This is a genomic window from Alteromonas gilva, from assembly GCF_028595265.1.
In the GTDB taxonomy this organism is placed as follows: Bacteria; Pseudomonadota; Gammaproteobacteria; order Enterobacterales; family Alteromonadaceae; genus Alteromonas; species Alteromonas gilva.
In genome coordinates this window covers 230,888-256,048 of sequence record NZ_JAQQXP010000001.1, presented here as the reverse complement: position 1 = coordinate 256,048, position 25,161 = coordinate 230,888, and the positions used below count along the sequence as shown (strand labels likewise).

General features: G+C 48.2%; 24 protein-coding genes. 18 read left to right on the top strand and 6 right to left on the bottom strand.

All coding sequences use genetic code 11. The features are described 5' to 3' along the window. The first annotated feature begins 3 nt into the window (after positions 1 to 3). The 7 genes from OIK42_RS01215 (at position 4) to OIK42_RS01185 (ending at position 3,729) form a co-directional block, all read left to right on the top strand. Positions 4 to 339, top strand: coding sequence for a hypothetical protein (locus OIK42_RS01215; RefSeq protein WP_273637733.1), 336 nt, complete (start codon positions 4 to 6; stop codon positions 337 to 339). A 455-nt stretch (positions 340 to 794) separates the two neighbouring features. After that, entirely contained in the window at positions 795 to 1,172 is a 378-nt protein-coding gene (locus OIK42_RS01210) for a hypothetical protein (RefSeq protein WP_273637732.1), read from the top strand. Positions 1,173 to 1,293: 121 nt separating this feature from the next. Continuing rightward, on the top strand, positions 1,294 to 1,800 hold the full coding sequence (locus OIK42_RS01205) for a P-loop nucleotide/nucleoside kinase family protein (protein WP_273637731.1): 507 nt from the start codon (positions 1,294 to 1,296) through the stop codon (positions 1,798 to 1,800). A gap of 118 nt (positions 1,801 to 1,918) precedes the next feature. Continuing rightward, the gene (locus OIK42_RS01200; RefSeq protein ID WP_273637730.1) at positions 1,919 to 2,182 is read left to right on the top strand and encodes a DUF4177 domain-containing protein; all 264 of its coding nucleotides are present in this window, start codon (positions 1,919 to 1,921) and stop codon (positions 2,180 to 2,182) included. Positions 2,183 to 2,443: 261 nt separating this feature from the next. Then, positions 2,444 to 2,935, top strand: a complete 492-nt coding sequence (locus OIK42_RS01195; RefSeq protein WP_273637729.1) for a nuclear transport factor 2 family protein — start codon at positions 2,444 to 2,446, stop codon at positions 2,933 to 2,935. A gap of 36 nt (positions 2,936 to 2,971) precedes the next feature. Then, complete coding sequence (locus OIK42_RS01190; protein ID WP_273637728.1) at positions 2,972 to 3,358, top strand: tautomerase family protein; 387 nt, start codon at positions 2,972 to 2,974, stop codon at positions 3,356 to 3,358. An 80-nt stretch (positions 3,359 to 3,438) separates the two neighbouring features. Further along, positions 3,439 to 3,729, top strand: coding sequence for a hypothetical protein (locus tag OIK42_RS01185; protein WP_273637727.1), 291 nt, complete (start codon positions 3,439 to 3,441; stop codon positions 3,727 to 3,729). Positions 3,730 to 4,391: 662 nt separating this feature from the next. Here OIK42_RS01185 and OIK42_RS01180 read toward each other — a convergent pair. Both OIK42_RS01180 and OIK42_RS01175 read right to left on the bottom strand, forming a co-directional pair. Then, positions 4,392 to 5,573, bottom strand: coding sequence for an MFS transporter (locus OIK42_RS01180; RefSeq protein ID WP_273637726.1), 1,182 nt, complete (start codon positions 5,571 to 5,573; stop codon positions 4,392 to 4,394). 13 nt (positions 5,574 to 5,586) lie between these two features. Further along, the gene (locus tag OIK42_RS01175; protein WP_273637725.1) at positions 5,587 to 6,342 is read right to left on the bottom strand and encodes a GntR family transcriptional regulator; all 756 of its coding nucleotides are present in this window, start codon (positions 6,340 to 6,342) and stop codon (positions 5,587 to 5,589) included. 182 nt (positions 6,343 to 6,524) lie between these two features. Here OIK42_RS01175 and OIK42_RS01170 point away from each other — a divergent pair, with 182 nt between their 5' ends. From OIK42_RS01170 to OIK42_RS01150, 5 genes are all read left to right on the top strand, one after another. Next, entirely contained in the window at positions 6,525 to 9,257 is a 2,733-nt protein-coding gene (locus OIK42_RS01170) for a TonB-dependent receptor (protein WP_273637723.1), read from the top strand. 73 nt (positions 9,258 to 9,330) lie between these two features. Further along, positions 9,331 to 11,049, top strand: a complete 1,719-nt coding sequence (locus OIK42_RS01165) for an alkaline phosphatase family protein (RefSeq protein WP_273637722.1) — start codon at positions 9,331 to 9,333, stop codon at positions 11,047 to 11,049. Between the two features lie 2 nt (positions 11,050 to 11,051). Beyond that, positions 11,052 to 11,741, top strand: a complete 690-nt coding sequence (locus tag OIK42_RS01160) for an ureidoglycolate lyase (protein ID WP_273637721.1) — start codon at positions 11,052 to 11,054, stop codon at positions 11,739 to 11,741. Then, positions 11,734 to 12,417 (top strand): HAD family hydrolase, encoded by a 684-nt coding sequence (locus OIK42_RS01155; protein ID WP_273637720.1) that lies wholly within the window; start codon positions 11,734 to 11,736, stop codon positions 12,415 to 12,417. The genes OIK42_RS01160 and OIK42_RS01155 overlap by 8 nt, the downstream gene beginning before the upstream one ends. Next, a complete protein-coding gene (locus OIK42_RS01150) occupies positions 12,410 to 13,273 on the top strand; it encodes a phytanoyl-CoA dioxygenase family protein (protein WP_273637719.1) in 864 nt (287 codons plus the stop codon). Before OIK42_RS01155 ends, OIK42_RS01150 begins: the two co-directional genes overlap by 8 nt. A gap of 43 nt (positions 13,274 to 13,316) precedes the next feature. Here the strand turns inward: OIK42_RS01150 and OIK42_RS01145 are convergent, their stop codons facing one another. Further along, on the bottom strand, positions 13,317 to 14,621 hold the full coding sequence (locus tag OIK42_RS01145; RefSeq protein ID WP_273637718.1) for a DUF5690 family protein: 1,305 nt from the start codon (positions 14,619 to 14,621) through the stop codon (positions 13,317 to 13,319). 127 nt (positions 14,622 to 14,748) lie between these two features. On the opposite strand from OIK42_RS01145, the gene OIK42_RS01140 reads away from it, so the two are divergent. Continuing rightward, positions 14,749 to 15,315, top strand: coding sequence for an HD domain-containing protein (locus OIK42_RS01140; RefSeq protein WP_273637717.1), 567 nt, complete (start codon positions 14,749 to 14,751; stop codon positions 15,313 to 15,315). A gap of 113 nt (positions 15,316 to 15,428) precedes the next feature. Here the strand turns inward: OIK42_RS01140 and OIK42_RS01135 are convergent, their stop codons facing one another. The 3 genes from OIK42_RS01135 to hslR form a co-directional block, all read right to left on the bottom strand. Further along, positions 15,429 to 16,988, bottom strand: coding sequence for a phosphoenolpyruvate carboxykinase (locus OIK42_RS01135; RefSeq protein ID WP_273637716.1), 1,560 nt, complete (start codon positions 16,986 to 16,988; stop codon positions 15,429 to 15,431). 373 nt (positions 16,989 to 17,361) lie between these two features. Then, complete coding sequence (gene hslO, locus OIK42_RS01130) at positions 17,362 to 18,261, bottom strand: Hsp33 family molecular chaperone HslO (RefSeq protein WP_273637715.1); 900 nt, start codon at positions 18,259 to 18,261, stop codon at positions 17,362 to 17,364. An 86-nt stretch (positions 18,262 to 18,347) separates the two neighbouring features. After that, positions 18,348 to 18,746: a ribosome-associated heat shock protein Hsp15 gene (hslR, locus tag OIK42_RS01125; protein WP_273637714.1), complete on the bottom strand. Its 399-nt coding sequence runs from the start codon at positions 18,744 to 18,746 to the stop codon at positions 18,348 to 18,350. A gap of 128 nt (positions 18,747 to 18,874) precedes the next feature. On the opposite strand from hslR, the gene gspC reads away from it, so the two are divergent. The 5 genes from gspC (at position 18,875) to gspG (ending at position 25,146) form a co-directional block, all read left to right on the top strand. Beyond that, complete coding sequence (gene gspC / locus OIK42_RS01120) at positions 18,875 to 19,825, top strand: type II secretion system protein GspC (protein ID WP_273637713.1); 951 nt, start codon at positions 18,875 to 18,877, stop codon at positions 19,823 to 19,825. A 92-nt stretch (positions 19,826 to 19,917) separates the two neighbouring features. After that, complete coding sequence (gspD, locus tag OIK42_RS01115; RefSeq protein WP_273641359.1) at positions 19,918 to 21,924, top strand: type II secretion system secretin GspD; 2,007 nt, start codon at positions 19,918 to 19,920, stop codon at positions 21,922 to 21,924. Continuing rightward, a complete protein-coding gene (gene gspE / locus OIK42_RS01110) occupies positions 21,924 to 23,486 on the top strand; it encodes a type II secretion system ATPase GspE (protein ID WP_273637712.1) in 1,563 nt (520 codons plus the stop codon). Before gspD ends, gspE begins: the two co-directional genes overlap by 1 nt. Then, entirely contained in the window at positions 23,486 to 24,709 is a 1,224-nt protein-coding gene (gene gspF / locus OIK42_RS01105) for a type II secretion system inner membrane protein GspF (RefSeq protein ID WP_273637711.1), read from the top strand. The genes gspE and gspF overlap by 1 nt, the downstream gene beginning before the upstream one ends. After that, positions 24,709 to 25,146, top strand: coding sequence for a type II secretion system major pseudopilin GspG (gene gspG, locus OIK42_RS01100; protein WP_273637710.1), 438 nt, complete (start codon positions 24,709 to 24,711; stop codon positions 25,144 to 25,146). The genes gspF and gspG overlap by 1 nt, the downstream gene beginning before the upstream one ends. Positions 25,147 to 25,161 lie beyond the last annotated feature (15 nt).

The following is a 25,161-nucleotide window of genomic DNA, read 5'->3' as shown; positions in this document are numbered from 1 at the left end:
CAGATGAACTGCTTAAAGCATTGGATGGATGTGCGTCGAGTACATAACAAACAACTATTGGCACTCCAGCGTGAGCTCGGTAATATAGCCGTTATGCAGTTGCTATGCGCCAGTGGAAATGGAATGTCCAGGGAAAATCTAAAAAAGAACAACCTATTTACTATGACGGTGGCGGCAGTATTTGCTGCAACATTCGCCCATCAAACAATGGCGCTTTTGGGGCTATCAGGTTCAACTGAAGATACGGGTATATTCTTGCTTCAGGCCCTGTTCTTTGGGTCTTTATTTTCAGTATTTAATCTCTTCACAACACGCCTGTTCAAATGGCTTTATTCTTAATCTGGCGGGTACGAGGCTTATAGGTAAACATCCACTAAAATAGCAACGCCCGACAGTAGAGGGCACTTTATGGCTGTCGATATTCATGGCGGCGCAGAAAATTAACGGGAATAACCCGCCTAAGCCTAACCCCAGTAAAAGTTGCCGAACCAAATGACCCCTAGCCCCACACGAATTACCCCCTCGCGAAGCCAACAACGCATTCTGGCCAACGCTGACTCAGCGAAGCTGCCAGGCTGCAGAGCCAGCAAGAGGCCGATTTGATCACAGAAAAATAGCCTACCAAATTGGGGTAATTCACCGTGATTAGGGACAAAGACTGCTTTATCGCAATACAAAACCTTTGATTTTGCGTGAATATAACGTAATTTAAAAAATATTGATTATCCCAAATTAGTGTAGTTGCTTACACCAATTTGGGATCTAATAAATTGTTATGTAACAAGGGAAGTTTTATGAAAACCATATTAGTAAGCATTGATTCAAAACCTATTCAATCACTTTTCATGGTTGTTGGACTGTTGTTCTGGGTTTCAGCCTGGTACATTTATCAATCAACGAATACTACAACAGAATTCCTCTTCTCAATATACGATATTCAAATTGAGTCACTTGCATCAAAGAATATTGACCCAAATCAATTGGTACTTAACGGTGAAATACTTCGTGATATTGCCAGCAAGTTTAACAACCATAGCAACTTTGGTGTTATCGGGATGGTTATTGCTGGGGCTTTTTTTCTTTTGCTAACGTTAGGGTTGTCTGTATTTAATGTTTCAGTGAACAACAAAGCTCACGCTAATAAGCAAATGTCACATAACAAACCGCTGTAGACGCACGCGGGGCGTGCTGGGACAGTAACACGTGGGCTCAGTCGCTTCGCTCCAATTTTAGCCCACGTGTTATTGCCCCTAAGCGGGGTGTTATGTTTCAAGGAGGAATCAATAAACTCTTATGTTGTATATACTTGGCGGTCTGCCCGCGGTAGGCAAAACTGAACTTTCAAAGTATTTATCTTCCTCATTGGGTGCAGTCCATATTCGCATCGACACTATCGAACAAGAATTGAAAAACTTTGGATTCAAAAATTTGTATGACGAGGGCTATAAGATTGCTTTTGCTATTGCGTTAGAGAACCTAAAAAACGGTCTTTCTGTAGTAGCAGACTCAACCAATCCAGTTTTAGAATCTCGTGAAGCGTGGATAAGCGTTGCAAATAAGGCCTCATCACCCTTCACAGAAATCGAAGTCATCTGCTCTAATGAAAATGAACACAAAGAGCGCGTCAAAAGAAGGCAAACGGATATTCCTAACCTTTTGCTTCCGTCGTGGGAAAGTGTGACTTCAAGGGATTATCATTCGTGGGAAACAGTACGTATAGTCATCGACACTGCGGGAAAAACGCCTGAACAAAGTAAAAAAGAGCTGAGTGAGTTACTTCGTAGAAGCAATGAAACATAACAACTCAATAAACTCACTCACTTCGTTCGCTGGGACGCATACACGCGGGGCGGCTTCGCCATTATGCCCCACGTGCCTGCGCCCCTTATTTAAGGGTTATATTGCAAGGATGAAATTAATGAAAAATCTTATTTTAATTTGTACTCTTTCTTTACTTTTTTCAGGTTGTGCATCAACACAGCTAGAAAGCCCGAGATGGGAATACAAAGTGTTTGTTCTTAACCCATTCGAAAATGGTTTACTTGGCAGAACAATGAATGAAATCGCTGACGAAGTAGAGGCAAGAAGAAAAAGAATACTTCAGGACTATGGGGAAGATGGATGGGAACTTGTAAGCGTTGAAGAAAACATCTTCTACTTTAAAAGGCCGCTCTCCGAATAAGATGCAACATAAAAATTAATATGCGGTTCTTAGGGTCCGCATCATTTAAATGTTATGTGTAAGCGATAAATAAATACAATGGAGAAAATTTAAGGATTGATACAAAGTATCTGAAACGTAAAGAAAATTGCATATAACAATTTACTCAAAAGGACGCAAAACACTTGGCTTGCGCTCCGTCGCCACTAATTTTAGCCAGGTATTTGTGCCCCTTATTTAGGTGTTAGGGCTCGCTATCCATACTCAGGAATTTTTAATTTTATGAAAATTACGCACATTGCCTCGACTGCCATCTTGGCTACAACCGTCACCGTCTTTGGCGCCAACGCCGGGACTGCATCCGAACACGAAAGCCTTTATAACACGGTAGCAGCGCTGGACACAGCAGTATTCAATGCATTTAACCACTGCTCCGAGCCCGGGCAACTTGACAAGCATGCCAGTTACTTTGCCGCCGACGTTGAGTTCTACCATGACAACGGCGGGGTCACCTGGACTCGTGAGGAGATGATCGCAGGCACTCGCAAGAATGTCTGCGGTAAGTTCAGGCGCGAGCTCGTGGAGGGCTCGCTTGAGGTCTATCCCATCAAGGGCTTTGGCGCCATTGCACAGGGCTCGCACCGCTTCTGTCAGTTCTCAAGTGGCGTGTGCGATGGCTTAGCTGACTTCACCATGGTCTGGAGCGAGCAGAATGGTAAGTGGGAGCTCACTCGGGTACTTAGTTATGGTCACCGGCCGGCAAGCAACCCCTAACGATTCATTCAAGCGTTACACCTTTCAGGAGGCATCGTGATAGTCATCTATGGGATCAAAGAACACCTTAACCCGGTCAAGGCTCAGCTCTCCGAAGTCATTCACGGATGCATGCAGTCCGTACTCGGAATGCCGGAAGATAAGCGGGCGCATCGTTTTATCCCGCTGGATGCCGAGGATTTTTATTACCCCGGAGGCAGAACTCCAGCCTACACAGCCATCGAGATCAACATGATGCAGGGGCGAGCTCCCGAGACCCAAAAAGCGCTGATCAAGGCGCTCTTCAACAAGATTGAGTCTGTGGTTGGCATATCACCTGTAGACATCGAAGTGACAATTAAAGAGCAACCTGCCCACTGTTGGGGATTTCGGGGCATGACTGGAGACGAGGCACGTGACCTCAGTTACTCAGTCAATGTGTAACAAATTGCTCAGGTACTTTCCGGGTCTTGCTGCCAGCCGCCTGGCTTTGCGCCAATTGAGACTGGCTGGGAATTAATTAAATGGGAATGCTAACGTTATTTTTGTTGATTGTCGTTTGCGCTAATGTTGTTTGTATTGGCTGTTACAGAAAATATAAATCACCGTTTGAAAAGGTAGCGTTTTACAGCGGCATTATTGGGATTGTTGCCCTTCCTGTAAATATAGTTGGCTTGTTTCTAGGGGCAACAAATATCCAGGGTGTTCACGGCGACTTATCAATTTTTCTTCTAGTCTTTATTGTGTGGGCTGCTACCGCAATAATATCAGTCGTGGCGAACATTAACCTTATTATAAGGAAGGTGAAAAGTTAACCTAACAAGCCGCCTCGGCCGGACGGCGTTATGAGCCTGGTAATAATAAGGAAATCACATGATAAACAGGGGAGTAATTGCTGCTACTTTTCCATTCACTTTTCTGCTGGACGTGTCTCAGCCTAAAACTACTTATATCTTAAAGTCCGTTGCAATTACGGCTGTTCCGGCATTCCTGCTCAGCGTCACTCTTTCAATTTTATTTCCTGACTCTAAAAAGCCTGAGTATTCTTACGATATATTACAACTATTTTTCGTCGTAGTTGTTTTTGGCCCCTACTGGAAACATGCCTACTTTCCTTTGGAATATTCATTCTGAGCAAAGTATTTCGTTCAAAAGAATACATCGTTCTCAGCTCTAGTTTGTTATGGGCATTACTTCATGCATTGCGCTCTCCGTTGCACGGCATCATTGCTTTATGGCCATTTTTTGTTTTTTCTTTAGCTTTTATACAATGGAAAAAAGTGTCAACTGGAACAGCAATACTAATGGCTTTTGCAATGCATTTTGGTCACAACCTGTTTAGCTATTTGCTAGCTATCGGGTTGTTTTAATTTTGTTTATTGGCACACGCGAGTATCACGTAGGTAAGCGTTACGCGTTTACGTTAGCAATTTGGAATTTTCGCTTATGTTAAGGAATTCCCGTTCAAACCTTCGCCTTACGCACTTCGCCCTTTAATCAAGCGGCTGTAGAACCAGGTGGCAGTCCACAGCAATATGGCTGCTATCGGCACACTCCAGTAGGCCGTGGTAATGGATGTTGCACCCGCCCAGGCGCCGGTACCAAATGAAACTAGCTGTACGCCCATGGCATTGCCTAAAATAGTAATGCCTGAGAGCAAGGGGCCTTTATCGCTGTCGATATTCATGGCGGCGGAGAGGATTAACGGGAACAACCCGCCTAAGCCTAACCCCAGTAAAAAGTTGCCCAGCCAGATAGGTGTAAACTCTGCACCCAATTTGGCAATAATCGCGCCGATGAGCAACAGCGTCACCAGCACTACCATAAGACGGTGCACACTAAACCAGCGCAGGAAAAGCGCAAAACATAACCGGCTCAGCGCCATGCCACCGGTAAAGCCCGCGAGCAGTAATCGCGCGGTATCGCCATCGTATGCAAGGCCCTGCTGGGCGTAACTCACAAACCAGTTTACGGTGCCAAACTCCACCGCGCCATAGCCAAAACTGGCCAGCGATAAAAACAAAAACACTGGTTGGCGCACAATGGTGGCAAAGGCTAGCGTTTGTTTGGGTGCACTGCTGGTGTTTTGCAGATCAGGCCCTTTGCCACGTTGTGTACGCACACTGATGGCCGTTAACAGCGCTAAGGTAACCCATAGCAGGGCTAAAAACTGCAGGGGCAGGCGCCAGTCAGACTGCCATAAATAGATTCCCGACACATAAAAAGAGGCCACCAGCGTTCCTAAGCTAAACATAAAATCCATCACGCCCATCATGGCAAAACGGGATTTCACATAGAGCTGGGCAATAATGGTATGGCCAATAGTAATCTTGCAGGAGCTGGTGACACCCACCATAAACACCAGCACCATAAACCCTGCCCAATGGGTCATAAATGAGGCAATCAGAATAAACAACGCATTGATCGCCGCAAGACTGGCAAACAAGGGTAAAAAGTCGAACCGTGAGGCGTACTTACCGCCGAGTATGCCGCCCAGCATCATGCCAAAAGAAAACAACGTAAACAGCGTACCACTGATCACGTTCGACATTGCCAGCTCCCGGGCGAGATCGGGCAATAGTATTCCCCACATTAATAGCAGCAGGCCAAGCAGAAAAAATCCGCTGAAAATAACAGTTGTGGCTAAGGTACGATTCATTGCATTGCAACAGTCAACATCCTGCTCCATCACGCGTTATCGTTGCGCTCTCTGGTTGAGTTTTCATTTTAAACTGCAACATATCAGACACCCAGTATTCCTGATCGAACTCAACAATCCGTTTTTGCTCATCATAACTGGTTCTGTTGATCATTATGGAGGGGGCTCCAGGCGAAACGTTTAACAATTTTGCCTGGTGGGAATCGAAAGCTGCCGGCGTTATTGCAATATCAGAATAGGCAACACGAACATCGTACACATCACGTAAAACAAGGCTCAAAGAGCCGTTAAGATTAACGTGCTGAAGCCCAGGGTAGCGCGACTTTTCTAAATAAATATCTTCTATTAGTACTGGCCGGTCGTTAATCGAACGGCGCCGTCTCATATGGTAAAGCCCAGCCCCGGCCGGCACACGTAACGCATCGGCTATACGACGACTTGCCTGGCACTCGTTTAATAAAATTAACTCGGTTTTAGGCACCATTCCCTGATCCGAAACATTGGTCATAAACCCTTTGTCTAATACTGGGTTAAACACCAACCGTCGGCCGGCAACAAACCAACCTCTTCGGTCCATTCTAAATACGCGACCCTCTGTTTCTAATTGCGACAGTGCATCTCTTAACGTCAACCGCGTAGTCTTGAGCTCCTCGGCAAGTACACGCTCAGAAGGTAGCTTCTGATTCTCGCAATAAATATCTTTATCGATACGCTCTGCAAGTAAGTCTCGAATAGCCAGATAAGTTTTAGTGATAGTGCTTGATTCCATATAAAAAGAGTCCACCGAGGGTGGGTTAAGTTTACAAGTAAATGTGAAACGCAACAAGCGGCGACAAAGGTGAATATTCCAGAAGGATAATAATATAAACTGGTATATACCAATTTAATGTTAATGTCATAATACTCTGCTCAAATGTTGATAACTGAAATGCACATTAATTCGGAGACAACATGAAAAGGTTAACTAACCAGCGCGTAACATCGCTGCGTCCGCTTGCACTTGCTATGGCCACGCTGTTTAGCCAGGCACTGATAGCACAAGATCAAAACGAAGAAGAACAATCAGCAATCGAAGAGATCGTGGTCACCGGCAGTTATCGGGCCAGTTTATCTCAGGCCGTGGATATGAAACGCCTAAACCCGGCAATTTCAGACTCTCTTATTGCCACCGATATTGCTGATTTTCCTGATCAAAACCTCGCAGAAGCACTACAACGTATTCCCGGTGTAGCGATTGAACGCGACAAAGGTATGGGGACCAAGGTAAATGTGCGTAGTCTGGGCGTTGAGTATACTCATACCACTATCAACAACGTATCGACCTCTTCAGGTAGCGGTGGCCGCGATGTCAACTTCGATATCTTCGCATCAGAGCTTATTCAATCTGTGACGGTAAAGAAATCACCGTTAGCGTCAGATGAAGAGGGTGGTGTTGCCGGGGTTGTTGCCATTAACACAGCCAAACCTTTTGATTATCAGGGTAACCGCTATGTCGCTAATCTTCAGGCTGCCTACAATGACTTATCAGAAAAAACCGACCCGCGTTACTCTTTTTTAATTAGTCAGAATAAAAACGACAAATTTGGCTTTTTAGTTTCTTTTGCCGCCGAAGACCGCACCGTACGTACTGATCAGGCAGACACCGCCGAATTCAAAACCCTCGGTACGGTAGTAGAAGATGCCTACGACATTACATACGAAAAGGCCATTAACAATGGTTTAAGCGACGCGCAGGCAGAGCAGCTGGCAAGTCAGGCCCGCTCGCAAGCCATCCCGCAAGGCGTGTCTGAAGATGTGCTCTATGCCGAAAATATACGTGATGACATCATGCTTAACGCACAAGAAAAATGGGGGGTCACCACTGCCTTGCAGTATCGTCCTAACACTCAAATGTTATGGACGCTCGACGTAATGGCCGGCAATTTTAAAGGTAAAGAAGACGACTACATGTTTGGGTCGTGGACAGGTGACGTTACCCGTGCTTACGACCTGACCATTGATAACAATAACATTATTACAAAAGGCTCTTTTGATAACGCCCAACATGAATTTAAGTCATACGATCGCTATCGCGACGAAGATTATCATCAGGCCAGCCTCAACTTTGACTGGGACATCAACCAGTGGCAAATAAAAACGCTACTCGGTTATAGCGGCGCACAACGATCATATCAGCGAACACAGGCAAAATGGACGAATTATGCGGCAATCACGCAGGAATATACCGACAACGGCATGATTCGCTATTCATCGGATCTCGACCTGGCGAACGACGTGGAAGAGTATAGTTTTGTATTCTGGGATTTTGACAACACCAAAACCGAAGATCAAAAGTATGTCGGTCAGGCGGATGTGATCAGAGACATGGCGTTGGCATCGCTACCGTCCCTTACAACCATTCAGTTCGGTACCCGCTATTCAGAGAAGTCAATGGACTACGATCACGGATGGACCGAAGTAAAAGGCGAAACCGTTTACCAGGGTGAAGGTGGTCGACAGTATACTTCTGAAGAATGGGTAGGCACGCCGCTTCCGGTTGACCAAATTGTTTCGGTCAATACGCTTATCCCCGGCGGTGATTACATGCAGGACATGCCCGGCAAATTTGATGCCTGGATGGCCGTCCCGAATGCCTGGGCCCGGGAGCAATATTACGTCGATGGATTAACGCCAAATTATTTTTTTAACGACCACTTTAGGGTCGATGAAGACGTGCTGGCACTTTACGCTATGGCCGATTTTGACTTTGATATTGGCCGCTTCCCCGCGGCATTAAATGTCGGCGGCCGCTACATTCGCACCGAGCAGCAATCCTACGGATATCAGAATGTAGATGGCGAATGGAGCACCGAACCCGTCATGTTCGAGGCCAATTACAACGACTTTTTACCAAGTTTGAACCTGGCTGTCGATCTGACCGACGATATACTGCTGCGCTTTTCCGCCGCTAAGGTGATGACCCGCGCATCCCTTGGGCAACTGTCTGGCAAACGCAATATCTCAACTAACGATAAAACCATCGATATGGGTAATCCTCAGTTAAACCCATTGCGAGCAACGCAAGCTGATATAGCGCTGGAATATTATGCCGACGAAGATACATTTTTTGCTATTACAGCCTTCTACAAAGATCTGAAGTCCTTCATCACCGAAGCAAAAATTGGCACGACCGACTATCAGGGTGAGGAATTCGAAGTTTACTCTTTTGTTAATGGGAAAGGTTCGAGTATTCGCGGCGCGGAGATCATTGCACAATTTCCGTTTACTCACTTTAGCAGCGCATTGCAAGGCTTTGGCGTAAATGCAAACTACACCTGGGTTGATAGTTCAAATGGTCATATTTCAGATATTGGCCTGGAAGTCCCAATGTTTGGACTATCCAAACAATCTTATAACGCCACGTTATATTTTGAAAAAGCCGATTTCGACTTCCGCCTGTCGTATAACTTTAAAGGCGAGTCAGTCCAAAATCTGGAAGACAACTTGTATCCGGTTTATCGGGACGATTACGGGCAGTTCGATTTATCTGCCGGTTATCAGATCCATGAAAATGTGAAGCTGACGACGCAGGTAATCAACCTTACCGATGAATACATCAGTGAGTACCAGGTTCAACCACGTTACCCAATGATGTATCAGGTATCCGGTCGGCGAATTTCCGTTGGGGTTCGCGCCACATTTTAATCGCCGTAAGTTGTTTTTCACCAGCCCCAGCCAACGTTGGGGCTGGCTACGTTTACAAGGAAATGCTCTATTTATGTTATCTCTATCCACTACTTACCCGGCGCTAGCGCTTTTTATTGTGTTGTCGGTACTGAGCTTATCCGGCTGTCAGCCATCACAAAACAGCCAACACACCGAGCTGGCTATCACCACTAAACCTAAGCATGTCATACTCATTGGGATTGATGCACTGAGCATCGATGGTCTTTTACAGGCAGAGACACCAGCGCTCGACAAGCTTATGCAAAATGGTGCCTATACTTTAAATGCCAGAGCGGTACTCCCCTCTTCCAGCAGCCCAAACTGGAAATCTATCTTATCAGCGTCGGCACCTAATCAGCACGGCGTCACGTCCAATAGCTGGGCACCCTATGATTTTATCCTGCCCCCTGTCGCGACCGGTCTGGAAGACATTTTCCCCACAATCATTGGTGAGTACAGACAGCATTACCCCAACGCTAAAATAGGCGCTTTTTATACCTGGGGTGGGATCAATGAGTTATTTGAACGTTCAGCACTCAATATTGATGTTAACAGCGAAACAGATGAACAGACAATCACGCGTGCAATCCAATATATTACGGCGCATAAACCCGAATTCACACTGCTCCATCTAGATAATGTCGACCATGTTGGACATCATGACGGGCACAAAACAACTGAGTTCTACAATGCCGTAAATCAGGTCGACCGTTTAGTCGGCACCCTGCTTGAAGCCTTAGAAACCGCTCAGATGCGTGACGACACAGTGATTGTAATCGCGTCTGATCACGGCGGTATTGGCTATGGTCATGGCGGAGAAACCCTCGATGAAATGCAAGTACCGGTGATTATCAACGGGCCTGGCATTAAGCATGATTTCCGCATCAATAAGCCTGTCTATACATACGACACCGGAGCCACGGTAGCCTACTTACTTGATATCCCGCTGCACCCGGCGTGGGTTGGACGCCCCATTGTCAATGCGTTCATTGGACAACCTGCTTTGAACAGCCAGGCCATGTCTGGCGCCGCGCGTCTAGCCGCCCCGACACTCTTACCTAAACCACATCTGTATGAACCGGCTGGCGGTTTCTTTGCCAACGGTGCAGTGACTATCGAAATGCAAAACAATGCACCACGAAGTACACTTCGCTATACCATCGATGGCACCAAACCAACGCGAAGCTCGCCTGAATACACCGGCAAGTTCACCGTAAGTCACTCTGTTGTTGTACAGGCTGCTGCTTTTGGTGATGAAGAACAACAAAGTACTGTCACAACAGGATATTACCGAACCAGCTCTGGCCAAGCGGCGAATGGTATTTCAGTCGGTTATTACGAAGGCAATAGCTGGCGCTTTCTGCCTGTTTTCGAGCAGCTCACTCCAATAAAAACCACACAAACTCATGAGTTTAGAATCGCCGATATTCCGCTGCGTGATAATCAGTTTGGTTTACGTTTTTCCAGTTACCTTAAGGTTACCACCGGCGGCGAGTATACCTTTTATACCTATTCAGATGATGGTTCGACATTGTCAATTAATGGCGAGGTTGTAGTAAATAATGATGGCGACCACGGCACGATCATGCGTTCCGGCAAAGTCCAACTCGAGCCGGGTATGGCAGAGATCACCGTTGACTATTTCAATGGTGGTGGGGGTGCATGGTTAGATGTTTTTTATCGTCCCCCCGGGCAAGTACGTCAACTCATAGCGCCTGAAATGCTCTATGTTTCGCCTCAATCAGGCAGTTCGGCGCCAACCAGGGAGTAACGATGAGAAAAACGTCAGATAACGCACAAACGTGCATTGCGATCGACCACATGCCGTCACTAAAGGATGAAGGCATTAGTACTCATAAAGTGCCTGTAAAAAGTGCCAACAGCCCTTCATTCTCACGTTTTGGACGTAAAGTTTACGACTACGATAAAGAATCTGTGATTATTGAAACCTGGCCGGCTCAGGGATGGCGGCCTGTTGAGCCGGGTACAGGCAACGAAGCGGGTATTGCTGAGGGCGTGTTTGAATTTAATCGCCGCGGCCAGTTAATGACAGCGCGCAATCATGCCGTAGATGGCCACTACATCACTGGCTGGTTCGCCGATCCCGCCACTGCGAGTGAACAACACCCGGCAGATTGCGCCAGTGTTTTCGTTTGTGAGGCGAACTATCATCCCGACGGCGGACAGGTATTTTTCCCCCTGCAACAAACCCCGTTTATCGCGCTGCTCGCAATGCCGGGCGATGACGTAAAACCCCAGGACTTTATTGGATTTTACTGCGACGGTAGTTTCGGCATTCAGATTTATCCTAATATCTGGCATCAACCGGTTTTTCCGTTAGCGCCAACAGCGCAATTTGCCGGTAAGCAGGGCAAAGTCCATGCCTGCATAGCAATTGACTTCATTAGCGAATATAACTGCTATCTGCAATTACCACTCCACGAAGTGGTGCTCAATGACTAATGATATCGTTGTATTTGATCTCGATAATACGCTTATCGAACTCGACAGCGGGGATCGCTGGCTGGAGTTTATGGTGGCTCTTAAAATTCCTGGTGCCACCGAGGCGTTAACATCGTGTCGCAGTATTATGCCCGCCAGAGGCGCTGGCCACATTGATATAGAGCGGTATATGTATCATTGGCTGAAGCCCTTAACCGGTTGGTCAATCAATCAGCTTAATCCGCTCATCGACACATTTATTGCCCGGGCAGTTGCCCCTGCTGTGTATCAGCAAGGCCGGGCCGCACTTGTCAACCATACTCAGCGCGGCCATAAAGTATTACTGATCTCGGCAACACCCGACATACTCGTCGGTCCGATTGCCCGGTTTTTAAACATTAACCACAGCATTGGTATTCAGGTTGAGCAACAACGTAACATAATTACCGGCAACGTGATCCCGCCCATTAGCTTTCAACAGGGAAAAGTAGAGTGCTTAAAGCGGTGGCTGGATTGTACGCCGGATCACAAGGTGATTATGGCTTACTCCGACTCTGAGAATGACCTGCCACTGTTGCGCTATGCTCAGCATGCATGTTGCATTAATCCCAATCCTTTCCTTCACAGTACTGCTGTTCAGCAAGGCTGGCAGGTTAAACAGTGGCATATTGCCAGTAATGAGATTTCCCATGAATGATAGTTCGCTACACACAGATCCGCTCATCACCCAAGGTTTTAGTGTCCTGCGTCAACTCTTCGACCGTCAGGAAATGGCTGAGGTAGAGCGAGATTACGCTCACTTAATTGACCAGACTCACGACATTTTAAAGTGTATCAAACAGTCGCGAAAATCCTTTGCTGACTACTACCGGTCGGCAACGTCATCGTTAATTGTGGTGCCTGAAGAGGCTAATCCAGAGCAGACATGTCGGTTCGAATATCTCTGTGCCTCCTCCGATTTTATCCGAAATAAAATAGTAGCGCGGCTCAGCAACGAAATCGCGGCACGCATTGGCAATAATGTGGTTCTATTTAAAGACAAGTGCAATATTAAAGCGCCGGGGGGTGGAGCCTTTACCGCGCATCAGGATATACCTGCTTATATTAAATTTGGCCCTACTATGCATATCACCGCAGCGATGTTTCTCGACTCTGCGACTGCGCAAAACGGCGCACTTGAATTTGCCACCAACTATAAACAGCTCAAACACCCTGATATTCATAACGTTGATACCATGATGGGAGAGCAGCCTTTGCTCCCAATGTATCGTGGGGGAGCTAATAACGGACGTATAATACCTGAGCTGGAAGAACAGCTGGATTGGCAGCGTTACGACGCTGAGCCTGGAGACGTAATATTATTTAACTCGTATGTACCGCATCGTTCCGCAGTGAACAACAGCCAAACTACCCGACGGGCTTACTTTTTTACCTTTACACTAACGACCGTGGAGGATGTATACGCTAGCTATTATCATGCTAAACGTATGCAGTTTGATGATCCGCGGTTTCATATTGCCACTCCCACTCACTACCAACGGGAAAGCGAGTAATTGAAAGGGCTTGCAACGGCGATAGCCATCGCAAGCCCGTCTCTCACTTGTCGACAATACCATAGGCAGCAGGTAGCTTATCCGACAAACGCCAACGGAAATACAAGGCGGACAGCATTATAAGGGCCATGCCAAAGAGCGCGATGATATAACTGCTGTTAATCATAAAACGCAGCCAACTGAGTTCAACATTGAAAAAGCTCTTGTACAACAGTATTCCAACACTTCCGGCGTAGCCCATCGCATCAGCGACATAAATCAAAAATCCTGCATTTGCTTTATCATTTACCACCGCCAAAAGGCGATCAAAGAGCAAACAATTGAAGGGGATATAAGCAATATAAATACCTGCAGATAATGCAATCATCCATACTTCACCATTAATCGAATGGAATTCAAACAGCAATGTACTCACGCCAATTATCAGAATTCCAAAAAATATGAGTCCATGGTTGATCATTAACGCTTTGAAGTTGTTTTTTACCAATACAACCAAACCAAGAATAGCCAGCGTAGCTAAAGAGACGATAACCGCAGCCTTGGCAAAAATAGTTGACTCATCCCCATACCCTAGGCTTTGCCATAATTCAGCCGCGTAGTTATCGCTAAAGTCGCGTAAACCGGTGAGCAGTATATAGGTGGCTATCAGTAACGCCAGTCCAGGAAAATAACGCAGTAAAAAGCGTTTTCGCGCGTAATGATCCATAGGAAACCGTGCATTTCTGGCCGCCACATCGGCGCTATTAGGGGGCGGAACCTTTGCCAACAACCATACCGACACAAACAGCGGCAGGGTGAAAAGCAACCCGGTCAGCGCGGGCATCCACCATTCACTGACCCCCCACGATAGCATTAGCCACTTGCCAACACTCTTGACCACGCCTGAAGACACAATAAAGCTAATACTCAGACCAGCGCCCAGAATTTCGGTAACACGTCGTCCCTCAAGAAAACTAAATACCAGCCCCCAAATCATGCCTAGCGGCAGGCCGTTTAAAAATAAAGCCACCATTTTCCACTCTTTGGGCACCACGGCAAACAACACGAGTGCCAATTCGGATACCATCACCAACAGCAGAATCGATGTTGCTCTTTTTCCGGGCGTCATTTCAGCAATAACTTTGATACCAATAAATTTCGAACTGGCATAGCCAATGATTTGGGCCAGTACAATGGCAGTCTTGAAATCCAGTAAGTAATGCCATCCGTCAAGTTCAGAATAGCTGCCAACGGCAAAGGTTTTTCGAAATGCATACATCGAAAAATAAGTCATAAACGCGGCGGACGTTGCGTATATCACAAACCAGAGCGTTGAACACTTTTGTAACCACTTATCTAATTTTGTCATTAAACCAAGCCATTTTTTAACATAAGCTCAGTTTAAATAATAAGTATGACACTTTTATTTTGGTATATACCAGAAGCGGTATTTTTGATATGGTTTAGTTGTTTATTATCATCGGAATTAGTACGCTATGACACTGCAAGAAGCCTTATCGCACATACAACAACTCTTTATACGGTATGGCAACGAAACGTACGAAGAAGACTGTACACAGCTTCAGCATGCCCAGCAAAGCGCTACGTTAGCGCTGGAGTGGGGCCTTGACGAAGAACTAGCGTTAGCCGCTTTTTTACATGACATCGGGCATTTTTTAGCCCAGGACAGTCAGCTCCCAGACTTTGACAGCTATGGTTATGCAAGTCATGACGAACTCGGGGCTGCATTTTTAGCCTCCTGCGGATTCTCAGCGCGCTTGTGCATGCTGGTGGCTGAGCATGTTAATGTGAAGCGTTATCTGGCTAGCGTCGATCCCGAATATTTAGCGAACCTGTCTCATGCCAGCACAATGACTTTGCGTCAGCAAGGCGGTCCAATGACCCCCCTGGAGTGTGAACAATACGCAAAAAACAATCTGCTAAATGACATTGTTATGCTCAGGAAGCTCGATGACTCTGGCAAACTTCCCGCTATGGAATGCCCTGCGCTTGACGAATGGATGCTACGCATAGAGCAGCATTTAACGGCGCAGTCACAGTAAAACGATGAAAAGCAATATTTGGGGCAGTGTCGTGTCTATAAAAAAGGCCCGTTCATTACGACACGGGCCTAACGTCACCTTGCGGACGTGCTAAAACTTATTTGCTGCCAGTGCTAATAGCCAGGGCCAGCCTGTTTAATGGCATCAGACACCGTGTATTTTTCAAAGTTAGCCTGAAATTCGTTTACTAGTCTGGCCACGTACTGGTCGTACATTGCAGGGTCTTGCCAGGTGTTTTTAGGGATCAGCAGGTGGCTATTCACACCCGGTACGGCCGTCGGCACATCAAGATTGAGGCCGTCAATGTGGGTGGTGGCCACGTTTGCTAGTTCACCACTGACAATGGCATCAATCACCGCGCGGGTGGTAGGAATATCAAAGCGCTTGCCGGTGCCGTAGGGGCCGCCGGTCCAGCCGGTATTCACCAAATAAACCCTGGCATTAAAAGCCTTAACCCGTTTGATCAAAAGCTCGGCGTATTCGCCGGCCGGGCGGGGGAAAAACGGCGCGCCAAAACAGGTGGAAAACGTCGACTCAATGTCGGCCGTTGAGCCAATTTCTGTGGAGCCCACTTTGGCGGTATAGCCGCTTAAAAAATGGTAAGCAGCCGCCTCTTCGCTCAATACCGACACGGGGGGTAACACGCCGCTCACATCACAGGTTAAAAACACCACCGAGCGGGGTTCGCCGGCCATGTTCTCTGCCACGCGCTTTTCGATATGTGCCAGCGGATAAGCCGCTCGTGAGTTTTGGGTAAGCGACACATCGGCGTAGTCGGGGTGGCCGGTATCATCGAGCACCACGTTTTCTAACAAGGTGCCAAACTTTATGGCGTCCCAGATAACCGGCTCATTTTTTTGCGATAAGTCTATGCACTTGGCGTAACAACCGCCCTCAAGGTTAAACACCGAGCCGGGTGCCCAGCCATGCTCGTCATCGCCAATTAAAAAGCGTTTGGGATCGGCCGACAGGGTGGTTTTGCCGGTGCCCGACAGACCAAAAAATAAGGTTACATCGCCCGCTTCGCCCACATTGGCAGAGCAGTGCATGGGCAGTACTTCCTGGGCGGGCAATAAAAAGTTTTGCACCGAGAACATGGCTTTTTTCATTTCGCCGGCGTAGCGCATTCCGGCAATCAAGACTTTTTTCTGGGCAAAGTTAATGATTACCGTACCATCGCTGTTGGTGCCGTCGCGTTGAGGTACACAGGTAAAGCCGGGCACGTTTAACACTTGCCACACTGGTTTATTATCATTGTTGAAGTGTTGCGGGGTGATAAACAGGTTTTTGGCAAAAAGATGCTGCCAGGCCGTTTCGGTCCGCACCTCCACAGGCAGTGCATGGGTGGTATCGGCACCAACCTGAAGCTGCGACAGGTAGTAATCGTCAAGACCAAGCAAATAGTTTTCAACGCGCTCCCACAATGCGTCGAACTTTGCAGCATCAAAGGGGCGGTTCACGTTACCCCAATCAATCTGCCCCTCAGTCGTGGGCTCCTTAACAATAAACCTGTCTGCCGGTGAGCGGCCGGTTCGTGCGCCTGTGCGTACCACCAATGCGCCATTGGCGGCCAGATGACCTTCCCCTTTTTGTAAGGCGTGCTCCACGAGCACCGCCGGGGTCAGATTCGTCCATTCCTTTGCTACTTGCTGAATCGCTGCTGCCGCTGTCATATCTCTCCACCCAAAATAATCTGTAATATTACATAGTGACTTACAAAACCAAACAACAACTCAAATACTACATCATTAAAGGCACGCATCAACATAAGCAGTCGCTATACCGACTATTCACATGACGTTTATTTCATAAAAACCTGTAATTAATTACAGAAATAAAGGGAAGAATGCAGTATCGCAGGCTTGTGGTAACTGCCTGTGCTGGTTGCGGCAACCCTGTAAAGGTGTAGGTAAGGTAAGGCTTTTTATTCAACAAAAACCAAAAAATTACTATATAACAGGCAAATAAAAAGCGCCTGGAGGCGCTTTTTAAGTAAAGGGCAGTATCGCCGTGGCTAACATAAGCTAACCACTGGCAGCATTAACGCTATTGGGTAGCGTCTGGCGCTGTGCTGTAACCGCTGTGTAATGTTTCAATGTCGATTTCATCAAAACGGTATTCAGTGTGGCAGTACTGACAGTTCATGGTGACTGCGCCTTCCTGTTTAACTATGTCGAGCAGTTCACTTTTGTCGATATTACGCAGCGCTTCGGCACTGCGCTCCCGCGAGCATGAACAGTTAAAGATCACCGGCTTGGGCTCGTAAATCTCTACCGTTTGCTCATGGTACAAGCGATAGAGCACGTCCTGCGCCGGTAACGAAAACAGCTCCTCGGCAGTCATGGTTTCTGTCAGGGTGCATAAATGCTCAAATTCGCTGTCTGAGGTAACAGCGGTTGCTTCGCTGCTTTGCGGCAGGATCTGCAAAAACATCCCAGCAACTTTGGGTTTGTCTGCGTCACTAAAATCAGTGTGTATAAATACCCGCGTGGCGAGTTGTTCGGAGCGCACAAAGTAATCTTCCAGACAGCCTGCTAACGAGCCTTTCTCCAGGGCAACAACACCCTGGTAGCGTTCGCCTTCGGTGGGGGTAATGGTGATCACCAGCACCGCATCGGCCACCAACCCGGCAAAACTTGCAGCGCTGATGTCGGCGTTTTCGTCCCAGCGTGCCACGCCGCGCAGGTGCTGCTCGTGGGTAGCGCTAATAACCGCATAACGCACCGTGCCCTGACTCTGAATTTGCAGGCTCACTTCACCTTCAAATTTAAGTGTGGCGGTAAGCAAACTGGCGGCGGCGGCCATTTCAGCCAGCAGTTGCTGAATAACGGTTGGGTAATCGGTACTGTGGACAATAGGTTTTAAGGTGTCCTGTAGTCTTACCAACTCGCCTCTCACACTGGCGTCGTTAAATAAATAACGGTGTAACTGATCAAACTGATTCATTCATTAAATTCCTGACTTAAACCGTGTTTATACCCTTATTATAGAGCAGCACGCCTGAGGTGGCATTGCTGACTGCGGGGTATGTATTACTGGTGTTTTAATTTTATAAGTTCGCGGCGCTGCTTTTTGTCCGGCCGGTGATCCGGGCTCGGATTATGAAAGCTGTGCAACTTTCTGGCTTCTTTGTTTTGTTCACGCTTAGCGGCGCTTTCGGCGGTTTCGGCGTATAACAGCTCGGCATCTTTAGCTGGCAGCCGTTTGTCGGCTAACCCCTGAATAACTATCTCCTTAACATCCCATCCGGCCGGTACCCGCACTGTGGCGTTGAGCTCAACGATTTTACCCGGCTTACTTTTTTGGCCGTTATAGTGAACTTTTCCGCTTTGAATCAGGTCTCTTGCTAATGCCCGGGTTTTCGCCAGCCGGGCAGCCCAAATCCATTTGTCTAAACGTACCTTTACATCGGTTTTTGTATCGTTGGCCATGGGTTTTTACTCGCTAAACTGTAATATAACTTTAACCTGTACGGATTAATGTTGTTGCCCCCGCGTCGACTAGGCTATCATGGGGACGTTAAATTAGGGTTAACAGACCACCAACTAGTTGTTTTCAGATGATATTGAGTCAGACCAAGTCACTAAATGTACCGGCTTTTTTTACCGCCCACCAATCCCGCATTCGTTTTGCGGTCATTGTGCTGCTGTGCCTGTATCTTATTGCTTATGCGGCTGACATTACCTGGAAGTTAATCCCCACACCCGCTTCAGATAGCACGGCTGCGGCACCGGGCAGTTCAGTAACAGCCTCTGCTGGCTCATCATCAGGCTCTCAACGTGGGGTCGATATCAACCAATTACAACGCCTTAATTTATTTGGCGAGGTTAATAAGGTTGCTACGCCTCAACCCGTCGAAGAGACCATCACCGATGCGCCCGAAACGAATTTAAATTTAGTCCTCTCGGGGGTGGTGTCCACATCGAGTAAAGACGCCGGCACGGCGGTAATAGAAAATCGCGGCAAGCAGGCCATTTATGCAGTGGGCGACAAAATAGACGCCACCAATGCCACCTTGTCGCAGGTTCATAGCGACCGCGTGATTATTAAAAATGGTGGCCGCCACGAAACACTCATGCTGCAAGGGCTGGACTTTACCAAACGCCGCGCCCGGCCACCGGTGATTGCGGCAACCGGCAATCGCAGCACTGCAATGTCTCCAGCCAGAGATGATGAAGAGCCTGTTGAAATGAGCGATGACGCCATTGCAGCCACCGAGGCGCTGCGCAACAAGCCGGGCAGTTTTACTGATTACATAACGATCACCCCGGCGCTGGAAGGCGGTAGTATGGCCGGCTATAAAGTACAGCCGGGTAAAGATCCCAGTTTGTTTAATTCGGTAGGCTTACAAAACGGCGATATCGTTATACAAATAAACGGATTGGATTTAACCGATCCGTCTCAGGCTCAGGAAGCCATGAGTGAATTAAGAAACGCACAGTCCATCGAACTCACAGTGACCCGCAATGGCGAATATACGTCACTGTACCTGGACATGCCTGAACAATAATTTAGAGCAATACAGCAAAACAGGAATTTAACATGAGGCGAATTGGTCGAACTTGGTTGACCCGAATGAGCGTAGCATTCTGTGCCACTATAATGTGTGCTCAGGCAGCGGCAATCGATCGTATGCCCAAATTTCAGGATACGGATATCAACGAATTTATTAATATCGTTGGCAAAAACCTGCAAAAAACCATCATTGTTGAGCAAAATGTTCGCGGCAAAATCAGCGTCATCAGTTACGACATGCTTAACGAAGAACAGTACTACCAGTTTTTCTTAAACGTGTTGCAGGTGTATGGCTACGCGGTGGTCGAAATGCCCAACGGCATTTTAAAAGTGGTGAGAGCCAAAGATGCCAAAACCTCCAACATTCCGGTGGTCGAAGATGCATCGATGGACGGCGACGAAATGATCACCCGCGTTATTCCGGTGTATAACGTGCCGGTACGCGAACTGGCGCCTATTCTGCGTCAGTTAAACGATCAGGCCGGCGGCGGTAACGTAGTGGCTCACGATCCGTCTAACGTAATGATGCTGACCGGCCGCGCCGCGGTGGTTAACCGTCTGGCCGAGATCATTGAGCGGGTTGATCGCGCCGGTGACGAAGAGGTCGACATCGTAAAACTGAAATTTGCCTCCGCCTCTGAAATGGTGCGCATTGTAGACAGCATAAATAAATCGCAGGGCAAACAAAACGCTACTGGTAAAAGCGAGCCACGGGTAGTGGCCGATGACCGCACCAACAGCATTATCGTAAGCGGCGACTCTAAAGCACGTAAGCGCCTGATCAACCTTATTCAGCGGATGGATCAGGAGCTTGAAACCAACGGTAATACCCGCGTTATCTTTTTAAACTACGCCAAAGCCGAAGACTTAGTAAAAGTACTACAGGGTGTCAGCGACAGTATCCAGGCCGAAGACGCCGCGCCCAACGCCAATGCCCGTCGCGCCGGTTCGTCTAACCGTGATGTCAGCATCGACTCTCACGAAGATTCTAACGCGCTGGTCATTACTGCCGAGCCCGACATGATGCGTTCGCTGGAAGAGGTCATCCGCCAGCTCGATGTGCGTCGTGCGCAGGTGCAAGTCGAAGCCATCATCGTAGAGTTGTACGAAGGTGACGGTACCTCGCTGGGTGTGCAATGGATTTCAGAAGAAGGCGGCGGTACGCAATTTAATAATGGTGTTGTGCCTATCGGGGCGCTCGGTGTGGCATTACGTCAGGCCGAAGATCGCACTGTTACGCGCACCACCACATCGGCGAACGGGGTACCGGTGCAAACCGAGGAAACTATCGAAGGCGACCTGAACTCGTTAGCTCAATTACTTGGCGGTGCCAATGGCATGATCGCCGGTATTGTCGAAAACGGCTGGGGCGCGGTGGTACAGGCTATTAGCAACGACACCAACTCTAACGTACTGGCGACACCCCATTTAACCACCATGGATAACGAAGAAGCCTTCTTTATTGTGGGTCAGGAAGTGCCGGTGATTACCGGGCAAACCACCGGTGCCAATAACGACAATCCATTCCAGACCGTTGACCGTCAGGAAGTCGGTATTAAGCTACAGGTTACCCCGCAAATTAACGAAGGTAACGCCGTTCAGTTAACCATTGAGCAGGAAGTTTCCAGTGTTTCGGGCACCACCGGCGTTGATATTTCGGTGAACAAGCGACAAATCAAAACCACGGTAATTGTTGATGACGGCGGCACCATTGTGCTCGGCGGGTTAATCGACGAAGACGTCCAGGAAAGTGTGTCTAAAGTGCCACTACTGGGCGACATTCCTATTTTGGGCCATTTGTTTAAATCCACCAGCAGTAGCAAACGTAAACGCAACCTGATGGTATTTTTACGGCCCAAAATTGTGCGTGACGGCGTCACCATGAACGACATCAGCAAGCGTAAATATAACTTTATTCGTGCCCAGCAGTTAGACAAGCAATCAGAAGGCGTTACTCTGATGCCACGCACAGACACGCCGGTATTGCCTGAGTGGAACGAAGGGCTTGCCTTGCCACCGTCGTACGAAGACTACCTGAAACGTCGCGAAGAAGAGGAAGCTCAGCAACAAGCCCCCGTTCAGGACGACAACTAATGGCAACGCAAGTCGACCAGTCCGCTCTGCAAGCGTCGGCAGCCACTGTTGCTGCCGAGTCAGCTGACGCGCTGCTGCCCGAGGAGGCAGCGGTTGATGATCAACAGTTGCCTTTTGGTTTTGCCAAGCGTCATAAGGTATTGCTGGAACTCAATCAGTCACCGGCGTTGCTGTACCATACCAACGAAACCCCGATCGCTATTTTTAGCGAAGTGCGACGTTATTATGGTGGCCCTCTGTTACTTAAAGAACTGCCTCAGGATCAGTTTGAACCGCTGCTAACCCAGGCCTATCAGCGCGATTCCTCGGCCGCCAAGCAGTTAATGGAAGACCTGGGCAACGAGAGTGACCTGTTCTCGCTGGCTGAAGAACTCCCCGATACCGAAGATCTGCTCGACAGCGAAGACGATGCGCCCATCATTAAACTGATTAACGCCATGCTCGGTGAAGCCATCAAGGAAGGCGCCTCAGATATTCATATTGAAACCTTTGAGAACCAACTGGTGGTGCGCTTTCGGGTAGATGGCGTATTGCGTGAAATACTGCGGCCCAACCGTAAGTTATCGTCAATGCTGGTGTCGCGTATTAAGGTTATGGCAAAACTCGATATAGCCGAAAAACGGGTGCCCCAGGACGGCCGGATTACGTTACGTATCGCTGGTCGGGCGGTGGATGTGCGGGTATCCACCATGCCATCGAGTCACGGTGAGCGGGTGGTTTTGCGGTTATTAGATAAAAACAACGCGCGCCTTAATTTAACCGATTTGGGCATGACGGCGGTAAATCGAGACCACTTTTCAACCCTTATTCGTAAACCGCACGGTATTATTTTGGTCACCGGCCCCACCGGCTCAGGTAAAAGTACCACGCTGTATGCCGGCCTGTCGGAAATCAATTCTAAAGATCGCAACATCATGACCGTTGAAGATCCCATTGAATTTGATTTGCAGGGCATCGGCCAGACCCAGGTGAACCCGCGCGTCGAAATGACCTTTGCCAGAGGGTTGCGGGCCATTTTGCGTCAGGATCCCGATGTGGTCATGGTGGGTGAAATCCGTGATATCGAAACCGGTCAGATTGCCGTACAGGCCAGTTTAACCGGCCACCTGGTGCTCTCCACGCTGCACACCAATACCGCTGCCGGTGCCATTACCCGACTGGAAGACATGGGTGTTGAGCCGTTTTTATTATCGTCGAGTCTGCTCGCAGTATTGTCGCAGCGGCTGGTACGAACCTTATGTAAAGAATGCAAAGCGCCGCACACGCCCAGCGAGCAGGAAGCCGAAATACTAGGCCTGCAGCAGGCCCATGCAACGGTGATTTATTCGCCAAAGGGATGCGCGGCATGCAACCAAACCGGCTACCGCGGACGTACTGGTATTCATGAGCTGTTAATTGTGGATGAAACCGTACGTACCATGATGCACGAAGGTAAAGGCGAACAAATTATCGAGAAATACATACGCCAGACCACCCCCAGCATTCGCGAGGATGGCTGTCATAAGGTACTGAATGGTCAAACGTCACTGGAAGAAGTACTCAGGGTTACGCGGGAGGACTAATGGCTGCATTTGCGTATAAAGCAGTTGCTGCCAACGGGCGCAACAAAAGCGGCGTTCTCGAAGGCGACAACGCCCGTCAGATCCGCCAGCAATTGCGCGAGAAAAACCTTATTCCTCTTGAAGTTGAGCAGGTCGCTGAGAAAAGTGCTAAGCAATCCGCCGGCGGTTTTCAGCTGTTCAGGCCGCGTATTTCGGCCAGTGATCTGTCGCTGCTCACCCGGCAAATGGCAACGCTGGTTGAGTCTGCCTTACCCATTGAAGAAGCACTCCTTGCCGTTGCTGAGCAAAGCGAGAAACCGCGTCATAAAAACATGATGATGGCGGTGCGCAGTCGCGTGGTTGAAGGCTATACCCTGGCCGATGCGTTGGGCGAATTTCCCAGTGTGTTTGATGACTTATACCGCGCCATGGTTGCCGCCGGCGAAAAATCCGGGCACCTGGATACCGTACTTAATCGCTTGGCCGATTACACCGAACGCCGCCAGCAAACCCGCAGCCAGATTATTCAGGCGCTGATTTACCCGGCTATTATGATGTTTTTCGCCATGATGATTGTGGTGGTGCTGCTCACCGTAGTGGTGCCCAAAATTGTTGGCCAGTTCGATCACATGGGGCAGGATTTGCCCACCATTACCACGGTGCTGATTGCCATTAGCGAGTGGTTGCAACACTACGGACTGTATTTACTGGTAGTCGTTGCAGCGCTGGTACTTATTTTTCAGCGGCTTATCCAAAAGCCCGCCATCAGGCTGCGCTATCACCGCTTTATATTGGGTGTACCGCTGATTGGTAAAGTTACCAAAGGGCTTAATACGGCACGCTTTGCGCGCACACTGAGTATTTTAACCGCCAGTGCGGTGCCGCTGCTGGAGTCTATGCGTATATCCACCGATGTGCTGCAAAATTTGTACATCAAAGAACGTATCGCCGAAGCGGCGGTGCATGTTAAAGAAGGTTCGAGCCTGCGCGTTGCGCTGGACAATACCAAAATATTTCCGCCGATGATGATGCACATGATTGCTTCCGGCGAACGCTCCGGTGAGCTGCAGCAAATGCTGGGGCGCGCCGCAGATAACCAAGACAGGGAATTTGAGTCGCTGATTAGTGTCTCACTGAAGGTGTTCGAACCTTTACTTATTGTCACCATGGCAGGCGTTGTACTGTTTATTGTCATGGCGATTATTCAACCAATTCTGGCATTAAATAATATGGTGAATGTGTAATGAAAATGCGTAAACGTCAGTCCGGTTTCAGCCTAATCGAGATCATGGTAGTGCTGCTGATCATTGGTATTCTTGCCTCAATGGTCGCCCCGCAAATACTGGGTAATCAGGAAGAAGCGCAGCTTAAAAAGGCCGCCGTTGATATCCAGCAGCTCGAAAGCGCACTGGAAATGTATAAGCTTAAAAGCAACCGTTTCCCCACCACCGAGCAGGGCCTCGACGCGCTGGTCAGTATCCCGACGCTGGATCCGATCCCGCGTAACTACCCAAGCGATGGCTATATCAAACGCCTACCGGATGATCCCTGGGGTAACCCTTACACGCTGATCAGCCCCGGAGAAATGAACACTATCGATATTTTTTCGAATGGCCCCGACGGTGAACCGGGTACCGATGATGACATTGGTAACTGGAATATTAATGAGTATTTAAATTAAGCTTGTTGATTTTAT

Bases quoted from the DNA above. Each gene is read 5' to 3' on its own strand.
- OIK42_RS01170 (WP_273637723.1), top strand. From the start codon at position 6,525: ATGAAAAGGTTAACTAACCAGCGCGTAACATCGCTGCGTCCGCTTGCA.
- OIK42_RS01205 (WP_273637731.1), top strand. From the start codon at position 1,294: ATGTTGTATATACTTGGCGGTCTGCCCGCGGTAGGCAAAACTGAACTT.
- hslR (WP_273637714.1), bottom strand. From the start codon at position 18,746: ATGGCCAACGATACAAAAACCGATGTAAAGGTACGTTTAGACAAATGG.
- OIK42_RS01185 (WP_273637727.1), top strand. From the start codon at position 3,439: ATGGGAATGCTAACGTTATTTTTGTTGATTGTCGTTTGCGCTAATGTT.
- OIK42_RS01135 (WP_273637716.1), bottom strand. From the start codon at position 16,988: ATGACAGCGGCAGCAGCGATTCAGCAAGTAGCAAAGGAATGGACGAAT.
- OIK42_RS01145 (WP_273637718.1), bottom strand. From the start codon at position 14,621: ATGACAAAATTAGATAAGTGGTTACAAAAGTGTTCAACGCTCTGGTTT.
- gspE (WP_273637712.1), top strand. From the start codon at position 21,924: ATGGCAACGCAAGTCGACCAGTCCGCTCTGCAAGCGTCGGCAGCCACT.
- OIK42_RS01165 (WP_273637722.1), top strand. From the start codon at position 9,331: ATGTTATCTCTATCCACTACTTACCCGGCGCTAGCGCTTTTTATTGTG.
- OIK42_RS01150 (WP_273637719.1), top strand. From the start codon at position 12,410: ATGAATGATAGTTCGCTACACACAGATCCGCTCATCACCCAAGGTTTT.
- gspG (WP_273637710.1), top strand. From the start codon at position 24,709: ATGAAAATGCGTAAACGTCAGTCCGGTTTCAGCCTAATCGAGATCATG.
- OIK42_RS01210 (WP_273637732.1), top strand. From the start codon at position 795: ATGAAAACCATATTAGTAAGCATTGATTCAAAACCTATTCAATCACTT.
- OIK42_RS01155 (WP_273637720.1), top strand. From the start codon at position 11,734: ATGACTAATGATATCGTTGTATTTGATCTCGATAATACGCTTATCGAA.
- OIK42_RS01200 (WP_273637730.1), top strand. From the start codon at position 1,919: ATGAAAAATCTTATTTTAATTTGTACTCTTTCTTTACTTTTTTCAGGT.
- OIK42_RS01175 (WP_273637725.1), bottom strand. From the start codon at position 6,342: ATGGAATCAAGCACTATCACTAAAACTTATCTGGCTATTCGAGACTTA.
- gspF (WP_273637711.1), top strand. From the start codon at position 23,486: ATGGCTGCATTTGCGTATAAAGCAGTTGCTGCCAACGGGCGCAACAAA.
- OIK42_RS01180 (WP_273637726.1), bottom strand. From the start codon at position 5,573: ATGAATCGTACCTTAGCCACAACTGTTATTTTCAGCGGATTTTTTCTG.
- OIK42_RS01215 (WP_273637733.1), top strand. From the start codon at position 4: ATGAACTGCTTAAAGCATTGGATGGATGTGCGTCGAGTACATAACAAA.
- gspC (WP_273637713.1), top strand. From the start codon at position 18,875: ATGATATTGAGTCAGACCAAGTCACTAAATGTACCGGCTTTTTTTACC.
- OIK42_RS01140 (WP_273637717.1), top strand. From the start codon at position 14,749: ATGACACTGCAAGAAGCCTTATCGCACATACAACAACTCTTTATACGG.
- gspD (WP_273641359.1), top strand. From the start codon at position 19,918: ATGTGTGCTCAGGCAGCGGCAATCGATCGTATGCCCAAATTTCAGGAT.
- OIK42_RS01160 (WP_273637721.1), top strand. From the start codon at position 11,052: ATGAGAAAAACGTCAGATAACGCACAAACGTGCATTGCGATCGACCAC.
- hslO (WP_273637715.1), bottom strand. From the start codon at position 18,261: ATGAATCAGTTTGATCAGTTACACCGTTATTTATTTAACGACGCCAGT.
- OIK42_RS01195 (WP_273637729.1), top strand. From the start codon at position 2,444: ATGAAAATTACGCACATTGCCTCGACTGCCATCTTGGCTACAACCGTC.